At 60.6% G+C, this 15,156-nt stretch carries 16 protein-coding genes; 5 read left to right on the forward strand and 11 right to left on the reverse strand.

The window, feature by feature from the left end; all coding sequences use genetic code 11:
• Positions 1 to 86 precede the first annotated feature (86 nt).
• The 8 genes from PI739_RS08845 to exaC form a co-directional block, all read right to left on the reverse strand.
• Positions 87 to 329 (reverse strand): helix-turn-helix domain-containing protein, encoded by a 243-nt coding sequence (locus PI739_RS08845; protein WP_003366400.1) that lies wholly within the window; start codon positions 327 to 329, stop codon positions 87 to 89.
• Between the two features lie 407 nt (positions 330 to 736).
• Entirely contained in the window at positions 737 to 1,468 is a 732-nt protein-coding gene (locus PI739_RS08850; RefSeq protein WP_042930418.1) for a LexA family transcriptional regulator, read from the reverse strand.
• Positions 1,469 to 1,822: 354 nt separating this feature from the next.
• The gene (ppa, locus tag PI739_RS08855; RefSeq protein ID WP_003366402.1) at positions 1,823 to 2,350 is read right to left on the reverse strand and encodes an inorganic diphosphatase; all 528 of its coding nucleotides are present in this window, start codon (positions 2,348 to 2,350) and stop codon (positions 1,823 to 1,825) included.
• Between the two features lie 110 nt (positions 2,351 to 2,460).
• The gene (locus PI739_RS08860) at positions 2,461 to 3,270 is read right to left on the reverse strand and encodes a M90 family metallopeptidase (RefSeq protein WP_054081320.1); all 810 of its coding nucleotides are present in this window, start codon (positions 3,268 to 3,270) and stop codon (positions 2,461 to 2,463) included.
• Between the two features lie 3 nt (positions 3,271 to 3,273).
• Complete coding sequence (locus PI739_RS08865; protein WP_003366404.1) at positions 3,274 to 3,921, reverse strand: DedA family protein; 648 nt, start codon at positions 3,919 to 3,921, stop codon at positions 3,274 to 3,276.
• A 249-nt stretch (positions 3,922 to 4,170) separates the two neighbouring features.
• Positions 4,171 to 5,034 (reverse strand): ethanolamine ammonia-lyase subunit EutC, encoded by an 864-nt coding sequence (eutC, locus tag PI739_RS08870; RefSeq protein WP_032609234.1) that lies wholly within the window; start codon positions 5,032 to 5,034, stop codon positions 4,171 to 4,173.
• Positions 5,031 to 6,425 carry an ethanolamine ammonia-lyase subunit EutB gene (locus PI739_RS08875; RefSeq protein ID WP_054081321.1) on the reverse strand — a complete coding sequence of 465 codons (1,395 nt, stop codon included), beginning with the start codon at positions 6,423 to 6,425 and terminating at the stop codon, positions 5,031 to 5,033. The genes eutC and PI739_RS08875 overlap by 4 nt, the downstream gene beginning before the upstream one ends.
• A gap of 337 nt (positions 6,426 to 6,762) precedes the next feature.
• Positions 6,763 to 8,283 carry an acetaldehyde dehydrogenase ExaC gene (gene exaC, locus PI739_RS08880; protein ID WP_044310536.1) on the reverse strand — a complete coding sequence of 507 codons (1,521 nt, stop codon included), beginning with the start codon at positions 8,281 to 8,283 and terminating at the stop codon, positions 6,763 to 6,765.
• Between the two features lie 225 nt (positions 8,284 to 8,508).
• On the opposite strand from exaC, the gene mpl reads away from it, so the two are divergent.
• From mpl to PI739_RS08895, 3 genes are read left to right on the forward strand one after another with little or no spacing between them, the layout of a single operon-like run.
• Positions 8,509 to 9,858: a UDP-N-acetylmuramate:L-alanyl-gamma-D-glutamyl-meso-diaminopimelate ligase gene (mpl, locus tag PI739_RS08885; protein ID WP_003431874.1), complete on the forward strand. Its 1,350-nt coding sequence runs from the start codon at positions 8,509 to 8,511 to the stop codon at positions 9,856 to 9,858.
• On the forward strand, positions 9,855 to 10,484 hold the full coding sequence (gene ubiX / locus PI739_RS08890; RefSeq protein ID WP_003366410.1) for a flavin prenyltransferase UbiX: 630 nt from the start codon (positions 9,855 to 9,857) through the stop codon (positions 10,482 to 10,484). Before mpl ends, ubiX begins: the two co-directional genes overlap by 4 nt.
• Positions 10,477 to 10,761, forward strand: a complete 285-nt coding sequence (locus PI739_RS08895; protein WP_003366412.1) for a YceK/YidQ family lipoprotein — start codon at positions 10,477 to 10,479, stop codon at positions 10,759 to 10,761. The genes ubiX and PI739_RS08895 overlap by 8 nt, the downstream gene beginning before the upstream one ends.
• Positions 10,762 to 10,880: 119 nt before the next feature.
• Here the strand turns inward: PI739_RS08895 and PI739_RS08900 are convergent, their stop codons facing one another.
• The 3 genes from PI739_RS08900 to PI739_RS08910 all read right to left on the reverse strand — a co-directional run bounded on the left by PI739_RS08900 (position 10,881) and on the right by PI739_RS08910 (position 13,873).
• On the reverse strand, positions 10,881 to 11,522 hold the full coding sequence (locus PI739_RS08900; RefSeq protein ID WP_003431871.1) for an NAD(P)H-binding protein: 642 nt from the start codon (positions 11,520 to 11,522) through the stop codon (positions 10,881 to 10,883).
• Between the two features lie 27 nt (positions 11,523 to 11,549).
• Positions 11,550 to 13,277 (reverse strand): C13 family peptidase, encoded by a 1,728-nt coding sequence (locus PI739_RS08905; RefSeq protein WP_003366418.1) that lies wholly within the window; start codon positions 13,275 to 13,277, stop codon positions 11,550 to 11,552.
• 140 nt (positions 13,278 to 13,417) lie between these two features.
• Positions 13,418 to 13,873 (reverse strand): MaoC family dehydratase, encoded by a 456-nt coding sequence (locus PI739_RS08910; RefSeq protein WP_003366420.1) that lies wholly within the window; start codon positions 13,871 to 13,873, stop codon positions 13,418 to 13,420.
• A 203-nt stretch (positions 13,874 to 14,076) separates the two neighbouring features.
• Between PI739_RS08910 and PI739_RS08915 the strand changes: the two genes are divergently transcribed.
• Both PI739_RS08915 and PI739_RS08920 read left to right on the forward strand, forming a co-directional pair.
• Entirely contained in the window at positions 14,077 to 14,439 is a 363-nt protein-coding gene (locus PI739_RS08915; protein WP_003431869.1) for a CidA/LrgA family protein, read from the forward strand.
• On the forward strand, positions 14,436 to 15,152 hold the full coding sequence (locus PI739_RS08920) for an LrgB family protein (protein ID WP_003366426.1): 717 nt from the start codon (positions 14,436 to 14,438) through the stop codon (positions 15,150 to 15,152). The genes PI739_RS08915 and PI739_RS08920 overlap by 4 nt, the downstream gene beginning before the upstream one ends.
• The last annotated feature ends 4 nt before the right edge of the window (positions 15,153 to 15,156 follow it).

Below are 15,156 nucleotides of genomic sequence, written 5' to 3' on the forward strand. Positions count from 1 at the left end.
TATATCTGACCAGAACGGACTGCATTGAATCGCTATGAGTCATTCCTCTCGCAAGCGCTCATCCAGCAAAGCTTCGCGATTGTCGATCATGGGCGAGTCATCGAGTCCAGCTTGCTGAGCAACATGTACGGATCAGTCCCGATCCCCCGACAGACATCCATGAACTCAATGACATCGAGCCTGCGCTCGGCATTCTCTGTCTTTGAGACAAACGAATGCGGTCGCCCTAGCCGGACCGCTAATTCTTTTTGCGTCATACCGGCTGCGTTGCACGCTTCCAGCAAAAGATCAAGCAACACCTGATAGCGAGCGTTATGGATGGTTTTCACTTGGCAAACCCTCTAATAGTCCGGTTACCTGAATAAACCTGACTTGGGATTATCCTAAAGTGGGTTTCGACCGGGACAACCAGCAAGGTGCTGCCAGCGGCTGATTTGGCGGGAAGCTTCTCAAGCAGATGATATCCACTGCCCAGCCGCAGGAAGAAAGCAGTAGGCATTAAAAAGCCGGCTTGTGGCCGGCTTCTCGTAGGCGGTTCTGATCTATTTTTGATAGACCGCAATCGCCTTCAACAGGTACGCCTCTTGAAGAAGCGCGAATAGACAACAGGGCAAACGGATCACATGCCCCGTTCAAACACCGCATCGCATGACTGCGTCAGGTGCTCTGGATGGCGAACAGGATACTGAACTTCGCCTCCCATGCCCAGCCCGAATGCCTTTCAGCCGTAAACACCTCATAACAGCAGCATGGCATTGCGTCGGCTGTTCAGGGTCGACCACCAGAATATCCAGCCCAGAATCCGTATTTTCTCCCGGTCGATGTCTTCGGCGCTGAACAGTTCGTCCGGGTATTCGGCGTCGTTGTGGCTGCGCAGGCGCAGGCCGCCGTTGGGCAGGCGGTAGAGGTAGCGGACGCGCAGGATGCCGCCGTGTTCCAAGGCGTAGATTTCGCCGTCGATGACCTGGGTCAGCTCGCGGTCGACGCCGAGGATCGAGCCGTCCTGGATCTTGTCGGCCATGCTGTTGCCGACCATGGCGACGCACATGCAGTTTTTCGGGTCGATGCCCATGTTCTGCAGGACTTGCAGGGGCAGGCGGATTTTCTGTCCGGGGGCTTCGGCGAGGACGGTCTTGCCGAGGCCTTGGGTGGATTCCGCTTCCATGAAAATCTGGATTTCCACGTCGCCGCGCGACACGTTTCTGGCCTGATGAATGATGACGCGGGTATCGCCGCCGGTGTTTTCATTGGCGCATTCGTTAGGGTGTTTGGGGCCTTCGCCGGTGCGCAGCCAGCGGGCGTTAACGGTCAACAGTTCAGCCACCTCGTCAATCCGCGCCATGGGCACGCCACGCTTGAACCAGTTATTGACGTGTTGCGGCGTGATTTTGCGGTTGGCGGCAAAATCAGTCGCTGTGAGATGGCACTCCCGAAGGAGGATGCGGAGTCGATCACCTGATGTATTCATAGTGGCGAAGTCTACGGGCGTCGTCTGGGCGTTTAAATGAACGAGGTGTTGACGTCGACGTTATCCCAGGGTGGGCGTGGCTATCCGGACTACGGATGGAATGAATGTCGTGTAGGTGGATTCCGTAATAGCGCTTTTGGCGCTAAACGAGGTATTGCGCGTTTACCCCCGCTATACGGGCATTAACGAACTGTTCATTGAATGTCTAAAAGGCGGGCGCATTTTTAAACGTGCGTGCTGCAAAAAAACGGGTGATTTCGTTTCAGCAAGAGAGGTGTGCGGGGAGGTGCAGCGAGGAGGGGGGAGCGTGTTTCAGGGCACGGGTGTTCGCGCCCTGAAACGCCAGATCGGTGATCAGCCTTTGAAGGCCGCAACCGATTTGGTGATCTCGGCGCGGGCAGCGTCAGCGTTGCCCCAACCTTCGATCTTCACCCATTTGCCTTTTTCGAGATCCTTGTAGTTCTCGAAGAAGTGCTTGATTTGCTCCAGCAGCAGCGGCGGCAGATCGGTGTACTCTTTCACGTCGACGTACAGCTGGGACAGCTTGTCGTGTGGCACCGCGATAACTTTGGCATCGCCGCCGCCGTCGTCAGTCATGTGCAGGATGCCTACCGGGCGTGCGCGGATAACCGAGCCTGGAGTAACCGGGTATGGGGTTACCACCAGCACGTCCAGCGGGTCGCCGTCGTCAGCCAGGGTGTTGGGAATGAAACCGTAGTTGGCCGGGTAGAACATTGGGGTGGCCATGAAACGGTCAACGAACAGGCAATCGGAATCTTTGTCGATTTCGTATTTGATCGGCGCGTGGTTTGCCGGGATTTCGATCGCGACGTAGATGTCGTTCGGCAGGTCTTTACCCGCCGGAATCTTGCTGTAGCTCATTGGGCATTGCCCCCCTAGTTGACCAGACAGATTGTGGCGCGAACCGCCATAAAGTGGTCCGGATTATAGGCATATTCTGTTTTGGTTGCCACGCATGGCCTTGGCGGCCGTCAGCTGTCCCGGTAAGCCGGGTCCTGTTGACGCAGCAGGTCGAGCCGCGCCAGGGTGTCCTGGCGGTAGAACGCTTTCAGTTGTTCGTAGACTGCCGGGTAACTGCTGTGCAGCAGATCGGGTGCGCTGAAGAAGTATTCGCTGGTCACGGCGAAGAATTCGGCGGGGTCTTCGGCGGCATAGGGATCGATGGCGGGCTCGGCGTCGGGGTTGTGGTCCAGTTGCCGGTTGAGATCATCGAACGCGCTTTGCATGACGCGAGCCCATTCGGTCACCTGCATATCGCTGTGCAGCGGCGGCAGGCCATTGGCGTCGCCGTTGAGCATGTCGAGCTTGTGCGCCAGTTCATGGATCACCAGGTTGTAGCCATCCCAGTCGCCGCTGCTCAATACGCCGGGCCAGGCCAGAATCACCGGGCCCTGTAGCCAGGCCTCGCCACTGTGCTCGCCATCCCACTCGTGTTCGACGCCGCTGGCATCGCGATGGCGCTGCGGGCTGACGAAGTCGTCGGGGTACAACACGATTTCATGAAAACCCTGATACCAGTTCAGTTCGCCCAGGTTCAGCAGCGGCAGTTGCGCCTGGGCGGCGAGGAACAGCCGTTGTTCGTCATCCAGATCAACGCCCGGCAGTGCGCTGAGGTGTTTGTCATGCAGAAAAAGCACGCAGGCGTCACGCAGTTGCGCGTGTTGCTCACTGCTCAGGCCATCAAGGATCGGCAGACGTGCGCAGACGTTCTGCCATAGTTCTTCAGCAACCGGGTGTCGGGCCAGCGTGCGCTGCCTGCGCCAGTGGCTGAATGACCACATGGTTCAGCGCGCGTCGACCGGACGCGCGGTGCGGCTGCGCACCACGCCGATGACCATCGGCACCAGTGACAGCAGGATGATTGCCAGTACCAGGAAGGTCAGGTTGTGCTTGATGAATGGCACGTTGCCGAAGAAGAAGCCCAGGGTCACCAGACTGCCGACCCACAGCACCGAACCCAGCACGCTGAAGCCCACGAAGCGCGGATAGGACATCCTGCCCACACCGGCTACAAACGGCGCGAAGGTGCGGATAATCGGCAGGAAGCGCGCCAGCGTGACGGTCTTGCCGCCGTGGCGTGCGTAAAAATCCTGGGTGCGCAGCAGGTAGTCGCGGCGGAAGATGCGCGATGACGAATTGCTGAACAGTTTTTCGCCAACCGTGCGGCCAATCACGTAGTTGGTGCTGTCGCCCAGAATCGCTGCGAGCATCAGCAACCCGGCCAGCAGGACCGGGTCCATGCCGCCACCGGCAGCCACGGCGCCAGCGATGAACAGCAGCGAGTCGCCCGGCAGGAAGGGCATGATCACCAGCCCGGTCTCGCAGAAAATCACCAGAAACAGAATCGCGTAAACCCATGTGCCGTAGTTGGTCACCAACAGGTCAAGGTAAACGTCGAGATGCAGAATAAGGTCGAGCGGGTTGAATTCCATTAAAGCACCTGAGGCGAGAACCCTGTCCGGGGTCGCATGCGGAAGAAACGACTGTGCGTATGCGCGGCATTATAGAAGCAGAATGCGCAGAAGGGGCTTCGGAATAAGCGGCGGGGTTGAATGGGGGGTGAGCGGTACGTCTTCAGAAGGGATGAACAGGCCGCAACGTTCATCCGGGCTGATGCCATACGCCGGGCTGATTACGCGAATCGCCCCGGCGGCTTGGAATGGCATAAGCCTGCATGGGGCCTAATGCGACGCTGCAGGACCGTCGAGCAGGAAGTTGCCGATGGGTTTGTCTGAATGATCATCAGTGCCGTCTGATTCCAGAATCTGCAGCTCAGCTTCGTCCTTCAGATTGACCCCGGAAATCTGCCGCCTGCAGGCCTCGCGCATCAGGTACAGCAGCCGATGAGCGGCCATGCCGTAGCTCAAGCCTTCCAGGCGCACATTGGAAATACAGTTGCGGTGCGCGTCGTTCAGCCCGACCTTCGGCGCGTAGGTGAAGTACAGGCCCAGACTGTCCGGGGAGCTGAGACCGGGGCGCTCGCCGATCAGAATGACCACCATCTTCGCACCGAGCAGTTCGCCGACCTCATCGGCCACCGCGACGCGGCCCTGTTCGACCATGATCACTGGCGACAGCGACCAGCCCTCTGCACTGGCCTGTTCTTCCAGGCGAATGAGGAAAGGCACCGCATGCCGATGCACCGCCAGGGCGGACAGACCGTCGGCGACCACGACCGCCAGATCGAGACCGCCCGGATGAGCCGCAGCATAGTCACGCAACGTTTGCGCTGATTCGTCATTCAGGCGACGGCCCAGGTCCGGGCGCTGCAGGTAGCTGTCCCGGTCGGTCGCGGCGCTGTGCAGCAACAGGGTTTCACGACCTTTTTCGGTCAGTTGTGCGCTGATCGCGGCATGGTCGAAGGCCAGATGCACCGCGTCGCGTGCCTGCGCATGAGCGGCTTGAAAGTCCAGTTGCGCAGAGGTCGGCAGGCTGGTGCCGGTACGACCCAGCGCAATACGCGCGGGGGTCAGGCGGCGCAGTTCCAGCCAGGGATTGGTGGGAGCGGCGCTGTCTTGTAGTTCGTTCATCGGCTCGTCACTCATGCTAGATGCGCCAGCGCCTGACGGAAGGCAGGCGGCAGGCTGTCGCCGAAGCGCACACGACCGTCGGCCTGGGTGAAGATGCCCATTTTCTCCAGCCAGGCTTCGTATTCCGGTGCAGGACGCAGGCCCAGGCTTTGCCTGGCGTACAGCGCGTCGTGGAACGAGGTGGTCTGGTAGTTGAGCATGATGTCGTCGGAGCCGGGAATGCCCATGATGAAGTTGATCCCCGCGACGCCCAGCAATGTCAGCAGAGTGTCCATGTCGTCCTGATCGGCCTCTGCGTGGTTGGTGTAGCAGATGTCACAGCCCATCGGTACGCCCAGCAGTTTGCCGCAGAGGTGATCCTCCAGACCGGCGCGGATGATCTGTTTGCCGTTGTACAGGTACTCGGGGCCGATGAAACCGACCACGGTGTTGACCAGAAACGGATTGAAATGCCGGGCGACGGCATAGGCGCGGGTCTCGCAGGTCTGCTGGTCGATGCCATGGTGCGCGTTGGCCGACAGCGCGCTGCCTTGCCCGGTCTCGAAATACATCAGGTTTTGCCCGAGGGTGCCGCGGTTCAGGCTCAGGCCCGCTTCATAGCCTTCCTGCAACAGCTTGAGACTGATGCCGAAGCTGGCGTTGGCGGCTTCGGTGCCGGTGATCGACTGAAACACCAGATCGACCGGTACGCCACGGTTGATCACTTCAATCGAGGTGGTGACGTGGGTCAGCACGCAGGATTGCGTGGGGATTTCATAGCGCTGGACAATGGCGTCGAGCATTTCCAGCAGAGCAACGATGGACGAGGTGCTGTCAGTGGCCGGGTTGATGCCGATCATGGCATCGCCGTTACCGTACAGCAGGCCGTCGAGCACGCTGGCGGCAATGCCGGACGGGTCGTCGGTGGGGTGATTGGGTTGCAGGCGTGTCGACAGCCGGCCGCGCAGGCCCATGGTGTTGCGGAAGCGCGTGACCACGCGGATTTTCTGCGCCACCAGCACCAGATCCTGCACGCGCATGATCTTTGAAACGGCAGCGGCCATTTCCGGGGTCAGGCCGGGGGCCAGCGCGCGCAGACTGGTTTCGTCGGCCTTGTCGCTGAGCAGCCAGTCGCGAAAGCCGCCGACTGTCAGATGACTGACCGGGGCAAACGCCAGTTTGTCGTGGGTGTCGATGATCAGCCGGGTGACTTCGTCCTGTTCGTAAGGGATCAGGGCTTCTTCAAGAAAGTGCTTGAGCGGAATGTTCGCCAGCGCCATCTGCGCGGCGACTCGCTCGCCGTCGTTCTGCGCCGCGACTTCGGCCAGATAGTCGCCGGAGCGCGCAGGACTGGCCTTGGCCATAACTTCTTTGAGGCTGTCGAAGCGGTACGTCTGCGCACCGACAGAATGGGAAAAGCTCGCCATACAGATTCTCCATGACGTCGCGCTGCTTGCGTCGGACGTAGTCTTTCGCTGAAACGGATACGTCCCGGTTCAAACGACTGTGGGAAGCGATGCAAGCAATTAATACTCCATCCTGACCGGGAGTGCGAGTTTGCAACCATGAACGGAGGATTCAGAGCAAAGATGCATCACGCCAGGGCGGTGGGCCAAGGCGCGATGCACAGGGTTGGTGCGCGATGTTTTTGAGATGACTATCGCGCAGTGCGCGGGAGCGATAAACATCTTGAGACGACTATCGTGCCAATGCTCCGCGTTGGCATGCAGTTCGTGACGCTTTGCGTCATATCGCGGGCGGGTGCTAGAAGAAACCCAGCGGGTTGGTGTCGTAGCTCACCAGCAGGTTTTTGGTCTGTTGATAATGCTCAAGCGCGATTTTGTGGGTTTCGCGGCCGACGCCGGATTTCTTGTAGCCACCGAACGCGGCGTGTGCCGGGTACAGGTGGTAGCAGTTGGTCCACACGCGTCCGGCCTTGATCGCCCGGCCCACGCGGTAGGCGCGGTTGATGTCGCGGGTCCACAGGCCTGCGCCCAGACCGAACTCGGTATCGTTGGCGATGGCCACGGCTTCTGCTTCGTCCTTGAAGGTCGTGACGCTGACCACTGGGCCGAAGATCTCTTCCTGGAACACGCGCATTTTATTGTTGCCTTTGAGCAGCGTCGGCTGAATGTAGTAGCCAGTGGACAGGTTGCCCTCCAGCTTCTCCACTTTGCCGCCGGTCAACAGTTCGGCACCTTCGCCCTTGGCGATGTCCAGGTACGAAAGAATCTTGTCGAATTGTTGCTCGGATGCCTGCGCGCCGACCATGGTGTCGGTGTCCAGCGGGTCGCCGCGTTTGATCTTCTCGACCTTGCGCATCACCGCTTCCATGAACTGCGGATAGATCGACTCCTGCACCAGCGCGCGAGACGGGCAGGTGCAGACTTCGCCCTGATTGAAGAACGCCAGCACCAGGCCTTCGGCGGCCTTGTCGATGAACTCCGGCTCGGCGCTCATGATGTCTTCGAAGAAGATGTTCGGCGACTTGCCGCCCAGTTCCACGGTGGACGGGATGATGTTGTCCGCCGCCAGTTTCATGATGTGTGAGCCGACCGGTGTCGAGCCGGTAAAGGCGATTTTGGCGATGCGTTTGCTGCTGGCCAGCGCTTCACCCGCTTCGCGGCCATAACCCTGCACGATGTTCAGCACGCCGGGAGGCAGCAGGTCGCCGATCAGTTCGATCAGCACGCTGATGCCCAGCGGCGTCTGCTCGGCAGGTTTGAGCACGATACAATTACCGGCAGCCAGCGCAGGGGCGAGTTTCCAGGCGGCCATCAGGAGCGGGAAGTTCCACGGGATGATCTGCCCGACCACGCCCAGCGGCTCATGAATGTGATAGGCCACGGTATTGCCGTCGATTTCGGCGGCGCTGCCTTCCTGCGCACGCAGCACGCCGGCGAAGTAGCGGAAATGGTCGGCGGCCAGCGGAATATCGGCGTTGAGGGTTTCGCGGATTGCCTTGCCGTTGTCCCAGGTTTCGGTGATGGCCAGGACTTCCAGATTGGCTTCGATGCGATCGGCAATCTTCAGCAGGACCAGCGAGCGTGCCTGCACCGAGGTCGAGCCCCAGGCCGCAGCGGCGGCGTGCGCAGCGTCGAGTGCCTTGTCGATGTCTTCGGCGGTGGAGCGCGGAAATTCTGCAATGGCCTTGCCGGTGACCGGCGAGGTGTTGGTGAAATACTGGCCTTTCACCGGTGCGACGAACTCGCCGCCGATGTAGTTACCGTAGCGTTCCTTGAAGTTGACGATAGCGCCTTCGGTACCGGGATGAGCGTAACGCATGGTATGTCTCCTGGTTCTTGTTGTGAGGGAGTCTGTGTCGATTCTGCTTTCGGGTATCTGGCAATAAGCGTTCAAGAATAGGCCATTTGCATTCGGCCGTGGCTAGGACTTTAGGCTTATCTGCCTGGCATTGAAATGGCTTGCGCGCGCGAGACGACGGACAAACTCAGGGTGCCATTTCACCGTCCCTACGTTAACCTGCGCAGATGTTCTGAGAGGTTGGTCATGCATATTCATATCCTTGGTATCTGCGGCACGTTCATGGGGTCTCTGGCGGTGCTCGCCAAAGAGTTGGGGCACCGGGTCACGGGCTCCGACGCCAATGTCTATCCACCGATGAGCACCCAGCTCCAGGCGCAGGGCATCGAGCTGACCCAAGGCTATGATCCCGTGCAACTGATTCCCGCGCCGGACCTGGTAGTGGTCGGCAACGCGCTGTCGCGTGGCAACCCTGCGGTTGAATATGTGCTCAACACCGGTTTGCCGTATGTGTCTGGCCCGCAGTGGCTGGCGGACCATGTGCTGCAAGGCCGCTGGGTACTGGCCGTGGCCGGCACGCACGGCAAGACCACCACCAGCAGCATGCTGGCCTGGGTGCTGGAACACGCGGGCATGAGCCCCGGCTTCCTGATCGGCGGCATCCCGCAGAACTTCGCCGTGTCGGCGCGTCTGGGCGAGACCCCGTTCTTTGTGGTCGAGGCCGATGAGTACGACAGCGCGTTCTTCGACAAACGCTCCAAGTTCGTTCACTACCGCCCACGGACAGCGATCCTCAACAATCTTGAGTTCGATCATGCCGACATCTTCCCCGATCTGCCGGCCATCGAACGCCAGTTTCACCATCTGGTGCGTACTATCCCGAGCGAAGGCCTGGTGATCCATCCGACTACCGAGCCGGCGTTGTCGCGGGTCATCGAGATGGGCTGCTGGACGCCGGTACAGACCACAGGCCAGAACGGTCAGTGGCAGGCACGACTGTTGAGCGAAGACGGCTCGCGCTTTGAAGTGCTGTTCGAAGGCGAGCTTCAAGGCACCGTCGACTGGGACATGACCGGTCAGCACAACGTAGCAAACGCCCTGGCGACGCTGGCAGCCGCTCGCCATGTTGGCGTGGTGCCGCTGCTGGGTGTGCAGGCGCTCAGTGCATTCAAGAGCGTCAAACGGCGTATGGAAAAGGTGGCCGACGTGCGCGGCATCACGATTTATGATGACTTCGCTCATCACCCCACGGCCATCGCCACCACGCTGGACGGCCTGCGCAAAAAGGTCGGTGATGCGTCGATCATTGCAGTCATCGAGCCGCGCTCCAACTCGATGAAGCTTGGCGCGCATCGCGAAGGCCTGCGGGAAAGCGTGAGTCAGGCGGATCAGGTGGTCTGGTATGCGCCCCCCAATCTGGGCTGGGACCTGGCGGCAACAGTCGCGGGAGGCACTGTGCCGGCGTTGGTCTGTGATTCCCTCGAGGCAATCATCGCCCAGGTCAAAAGCCAGGCGCAGCCCGGCACGCACATTGTGATCATGAGCAACGGCGGCTTTGGCGGTCTGCATGGCAAACTGGCGGAGGCGTTGCAATGAGCGGCCCGGAGCGCGTCACCGTCGCGATGACCGGTGCATCAGGCGCGCAATATGGCCTGCGCCTGCTGGATTGTCTGGTGCGTGAGGACCGGGAAGTACATTTCCTGATCTCCAAGGCGGCGCAACTGGTGATGGCCACCGAGACCGACGTGCGCCTGCCGCCCAAGGCGATGATGATGCAGGCGTTTCTGACGGAGTACACCGGTGCGTCTGCCGGGCAGATTCGCGTCTATGGACGCGATGACTGGATGTCGCCAGTGGCCTCCGGCTCGGGTGCGCCCAGCGCGATGGTGGTGGTGCCGTGTTCCACCGGTTCGCTGTCGGCGATTGCCACCGGGGCTTGCAACAATCTGATCGAGCGCGCCGCTGACGTCACGCTGAAAGAGCGGCGCCAGTTGATTCTGGTGCCGCGCGAAGCGCCGTATTCCAGCATTCATCTGGAACACATGCTCAAGCTGTCGAACATGGGCGCAGTGATTCTGCCGGCGTCTCCCGGCTTTTATCACCAGCCGCAGACCATCGACGACCTGGTGGACTTTATCGTCGCGCGGATCCTCAACCTGCTGAATATTCCTCAGGACATGTTGCCGCGCTGGGGCGAGCACCATATTGGCGGCGATGAATAAGCTGCTGCTGGTAGCGCTTGCGCTGGCGCTGACCGGATGCGCAACGGCACGCACGCTCAATGCGGCCAAACCTGGTGCGCCGGTGGTGTATGCCGGTACGCGGTTGAATATGTACGCGCTGCAGGGTGGTTGCTGTGCCGCCGACCGATTCGGCGCAGACGCTCCCAGCTACCCGGGCCTGGACCTGCCTGGCAGTGCGCTGCTCGACACCCTGCTGCTGCCACTGTCATTGCTGACCGCGGCGGGACTGGGGGTTCAGGCTACAGGCGGGCTTTAGGGGGGCGGAGCGACACCAGGGCTATCGGGTAAGGCTCCCTTGGGTGACGCAGAGCGTCACGGACTGCATTCCCACGCGGAGCGCGGGAACGATCAGCGCTGGGCCCCGGCGATCATCACCTACTTGCCCAGCTTGCGCAGCTCATCCGATTCGACGATCCGTTCGCCGTTCTGCTCTTCCAGCGCCAGCCGCCACAGGGCGCGGGCCAGTTGGCAGGCTTCGATGGCGCCGTATTTGCCGGGGATCAGTTTGGCGATAGGTGCCGCCAGTTGCTCGACCCAGCGGGTTTCAGGACGGCTGCCCACCAGCAGAGAAGGGCGGGCAATGGTCAGTTGCGGCCAGCCTTGCGCACGAAGCGCCTGTTCCATTTCGCCTTTGACACGGTTGTAAAAGGTACTGGACGCCGGGTCTGCGCCGACTGCGCTGATCACCAGCAAGTGGCGAGCACCGAGTTCGCGGGCGCGGCTGGCGAACGCCGTGACCATGTCCAGATCGACGGCCTTGAAGGCTTCCTGTGAACCGGCCTGTTTGATCGTGGTGCCCAGGCAACAGAATGCGATGTCCACCCGGCCGGACAGCGTTGGCAGCAAGGTCGCCAGCTCGCCGATCGGGTTTTCCAGGTGCGAGTGCTCGGCCAGCGGCTTGCGGGTCGGTGCCAACACGCGGCTGACGGTCGGCTCGCTGAGCAGCCGGTCCAGCAAATGCTCGCCTGTAAGGCCTGTGGCTCCTGCGAGCAGGATGTGTTGCGGCGTCAGGTACATGTGGCTTCTCCCTTAATACACATAAGCCTAGCGGCTAGTCGAAGTCTTCGCTTCCGTGCGGTTCAACGCCGTACTCAACGCGCGTTCGGCCTGGCTCTTGCGCAACTGCTGCCAGCGCGCCAGGACTCCTTTGGGTGCCCATATCTGCGGTTCGGAGGCTTCGAAGTTGTCTTCGGTCTCACGTTGCGCAACATAGGCCTTCGCTTCGTTGAAAGCGTGTTGCAGGTCATCGGTTTCGACCAATGCCCTGGCAAATAGTGCATCGCCAAAATAAGTGAAGTCCGCTTCTTCCGAGCAGCCGAACGAGACGCGGTCGGCGCGCGAGGCGGTCATGATCAGCGTGCGCTCATCTTTCAGGTCGGGAATGAACCCGCCCGAATAACAGGCTGAAATCACCACGACCTTGTCACGGTTCTTCAATGGCGCGAGGGCTGCTGCCAGGGCGTCGGCGGGCAGGTCTGCCAGCGACAGGCGCGGCTGGTCGAGCACCAGTTCATGATCCTGAGTGCCGTGGCTGGTCAGGTAAATGAACACCAGATCTTCCGGGCCGGTGCGCTGGGCGAGTGTCTGTACTGCGCGGGTGATGGTTTCACGCGTCGCCATCGGCCGGTCATCCATGTGATCGCGATGATTGACCAGGCTGACCTGTCCGACGGCCCCGAAACGCGACTTGAGCAGGTTGCTCACGTAGTCCGCCTCGCGCATGAACACGCTCTGCTTGCCGTCGCCACCTACCACGAGCGTGTACAGCTCGGTAGCGGGTGTCGACGCCGGCACGGCTGCCAGTGCCTTGTCCAGCAGCGAACCCTGGACCAGCAGCCCTGCTTCCAGTGGGTCCGGCAGCAATTTGCCTTTGGCATCACGGATCCGCTGACCATTGGCCCAGATGCCGCGTTGCTCCTTGCCATCGGCGGAAATCAGCACACCGTCGCCCTGGTAAGTGTCATCGGCAAACTGGCCGATGTAACGGCTGCCATCGGCCAACAGCAACTGGCCCTGACCCATGAAGCGCCAGTTGTCGAAATCACCCTGATAGCGGCTGCCGTCAGAGCCGATCAACTCGCCTTTGCCGGTCAGCGCGCCTTCCTTGAATTCACCGCTCCAGACGTCGCCGTCACTGTTTTCGTAGCGACCCTTGCCATCCAGCTGGCTGTTGTGGAAATTGCCGACGTATTGATCGCCGTCAGCGCTGGTGAAGCTGCCGGTGCCCTGCAATTGTCCGTCGATGAAATTGCCGCTGTACTGGTTGCCGCTGGCGTCACTGCGCGAACCCTCGCCATTGGCCTTGCCATTGGCGAACATGCCCTGATGCTGGCTGCCGTCTTCCAGCTCCAGGCGACCGGGTCCGTCGTACACACCGGCCTTGAACTGGCCACGGTAAAGCACGCCCTTGTCTTTCTGGGTGCCTTCGCCGTCGCGCATGCCAAGCTTGAAGTTGCCGACATAACTCGCGCCAGCGCGGGTGGTCAGGCGGCCCTGGCCATTGAACAGACCTTGCTCGAAGCCACCCTTGTAGACGTCGCCGGTGCTGGAGTGCCATTCGCCCTGACCTTGACGCAGGCCGTTTTCGAACTGACCTGCGTACCAACTGCCGTTGGGGTAATCGATGCGGCCCTGGCCCTGTAGAACGCCATTGACCAGATCGCCCCGGTAGCGTCCGCCGTCGGGCAGGCGGCCGTCTGGCGGCAAAATTGATTCGCCATCACCGCAACCTGCGATCAAGAGTGTCAAAGCCAATGGAGCGAGCGCGCGCATGTGAGATCCCGGAAGAATGATTCAGGGGCGAGCCCGGCTCCGCTTGAGCAGATGTTATGGGGCACGACCGCAGGGGAGTATGCCGCAGCGGGTCAGCGGGATGAAACAGTCTGTTACGACTGTTTCATGTTTTAAACGCCTTATACGAAACACAGCGTTAAAGGCTCGGCCACAAAAGCGGGTTTTTCCTGACCTTCTATCTCCAGTGTGGCCATTGCCTTGAGCAACCACTGACCGGGTTTTTTCTCGCTTACGCCGGTCAATTGGACCTTGAGGCGCACCCGCGAGTTGACCGTCACCGGTTGAACGAAGCGCACACTGTCCATCCCGTAATTGACCGCCATCTTCAAGCCTTCGGGCAGTACCATGATGCCCTCCATGAGCTTGGGGATCAGCGACAAAGACAGGAAGCCGTGTGCGATAGTCGTGCCGAACGGGGTCTGCGCTGCTTTGACCGGGTCGACATGGATGAACTGGAAATCCCCTGTGGCGTCGGCGAACAGGTTGATACGCTGCTGATCGATGGTCAGCCAGTCTGAATAGACTGCGTCCTTGCCGATGTATTGTTTGAGCTCTTCGACGGGTACAAAAGGCATGCCGCTCTCCTTGTCTGATGAGGGGGTATGGAGCTGCCACTGCCCGCATCCGCTGATGCCTGCGGGCGAATGACCAGATCAGCAGAGGGCGGTTGCCCGGTCAAGCAACTGCGGCAATGCGAATACCCACTCATGACCTCTGGCGCAGCGTGTTTATAATGACGCCGATCGTTCGCCGGGTTCGTTTATCTGCTGGAGTCCTCATGCTGTTAAGGGGTTTGACATGGCTGGTGCTGTTCCAATTGCTGGGGACCGCGCTCAACCATCTGTTTCTGTCGATTTTGCCGGGGCCGATCATCGGCCTAGTGCTGTTAATGGGCTATCTGATGTGGCGCGGTGAAGTCAGCGAGCCGATCAGCACTGCTGCCAGCAGTTTGTTGCGCTATCTGCCGTTGCTGCTGGTGCCGCCTGCGGTCGGGGTGATGGTTTACGCGTCGGCGATTGCCGAGGACTTCTGGGCGATCTTCGGCACGCTGACCCTGTCGCTGATGATTTCCGTGACCTTCGTCGGCTGGCTGATGCAGACCCTGATCAAGCGTCAGGCTCAGCGCCGGGAGTTGCCATGAGTCTTGACTGGCACGGTGCATGGCTGTCGGTGATTCATCACCCGCTTTTCGGCATCGCGATCACCCTGGGTGCCTATCAACTGGCGATGGCGGCTTACGAAAGAACCCGCTGGCTGTTTCTGCAGCCCGTGCTGGTCTCGATGGTGGTGGTGATCGGGGTCGTGCTGTTCTGCGACCTTGAGTACGCCGAGTACCGCAAAAGCACCGAGATTCTGGGCACGCTGCTGGGGCCTGCAACCGTCGCGCTGGCGGTCCCGCTCTATCTGAATATGCGACGGATCCGACAGTTGTTCTGGCCGGTCTTGACTACGCTGGTAGTCGGCGGGGTGTTTGCCACCGGCCTGTGCGTGGGCTTCGGGGTGCTGTTCGGTGCCGACCACATGATTCTGATGACCATGGCACCGAAGTCGGTGACATCGCCCATTGCCATGCTGGTCGCCGAGCAGATCGGCGGGGTTGCCGCCCTGGCAGCGGTTTTTGTGTTGATTACTGGTGTATTCGGTGCCATTTTCGGCCCCGGTCTGCTGTCGCTGATCGGGGTGGATAATCCTGCTGCCCGAGGCATGGCGCTGGGGCTCACTGCACATGCGGTAGGCACATCCGTGGCATTGCAGGAGGGCGAGGAATCGGGGGCTTTTGCTGCGTTGGCAATGAGTCTGATGGGCGTTGCGACGGCGTTGTTCCTGCCGCTGGCAATGTCGCTGGCCATTTAAAAGG

This window comes from Pseudomonas cerasi (assembly GCF_027983475.1).
Taxonomy (GTDB): Bacteria; Pseudomonadota; Gammaproteobacteria; order Pseudomonadales; family Pseudomonadaceae; genus Aquipseudomonas; species Aquipseudomonas cerasi.

What these genes read in the sequence shown, in the direction of transcription:
- PI739_RS08850 (WP_042930418.1), bottom strand. Translation starts at nt 1,468, where the DNA reads ATGAATACATCAGGTGATCGACTCCGCATCCTCCTTCGGGAGTGCCAT.
- ppa (WP_003366402.1), bottom strand. Translation starts at nt 2,350, where the DNA reads ATGAGCTACAGCAAGATTCCGGCGGGTAAAGACCTGCCGAACGACATC.
- PI739_RS08860 (WP_054081320.1), bottom strand. Translation starts at nt 3,270, where the DNA reads ATGTGGTCATTCAGCCACTGGCGCAGGCAGCGCACGCTGGCCCGACAC.
- PI739_RS08865 (WP_003366404.1), bottom strand. Translation starts at nt 3,921, where the DNA reads ATGGAATTCAACCCGCTCGACCTTATTCTGCATCTCGACGTTTACCTT.
- eutC (WP_032609234.1), bottom strand. Translation starts at nt 5,034, where the DNA reads ATGAGTGACGAGCCGATGAACGAACTACAAGACAGCGCCGCTCCCACC.
- PI739_RS08875 (WP_054081321.1), bottom strand. Translation starts at nt 6,425, where the DNA reads ATGGCGAGCTTTTCCCATTCTGTCGGTGCGCAGACGTACCGCTTCGAC.
- exaC (WP_044310536.1), bottom strand. Translation starts at nt 8,283, where the DNA reads ATGCGTTACGCTCATCCCGGTACCGAAGGCGCTATCGTCAACTTCAAG.
- mpl (WP_003431874.1), top strand. Translation starts at nt 8,509, where the DNA reads ATGCATATTCATATCCTTGGTATCTGCGGCACGTTCATGGGGTCTCTG.
- ubiX (WP_003366410.1), top strand. Translation starts at nt 9,855, where the DNA reads ATGAGCGGCCCGGAGCGCGTCACCGTCGCGATGACCGGTGCATCAGGC.
- PI739_RS08895 (WP_003366412.1), top strand. Translation starts at nt 10,477, where the DNA reads ATGAATAAGCTGCTGCTGGTAGCGCTTGCGCTGGCGCTGACCGGATGC.
- PI739_RS08900 (WP_003431871.1), bottom strand. Translation starts at nt 11,522, where the DNA reads ATGTACCTGACGCCGCAACACATCCTGCTCGCAGGAGCCACAGGCCTT.
- PI739_RS08905 (WP_003366418.1), bottom strand. Translation starts at nt 13,277, where the DNA reads ATGCGCGCGCTCGCTCCATTGGCTTTGACACTCTTGATCGCAGGTTGC.
- PI739_RS08910 (WP_003366420.1), bottom strand. Translation starts at nt 13,873, where the DNA reads ATGCCTTTTGTACCCGTCGAAGAGCTCAAACAATACATCGGCAAGGAC.
- PI739_RS08915 (WP_003431869.1), top strand. Translation starts at nt 14,077, where the DNA reads ATGCTGTTAAGGGGTTTGACATGGCTGGTGCTGTTCCAATTGCTGGGG.
- PI739_RS08920 (WP_003366426.1), top strand. Translation starts at nt 14,436, where the DNA reads ATGAGTCTTGACTGGCACGGTGCATGGCTGTCGGTGATTCATCACCCG.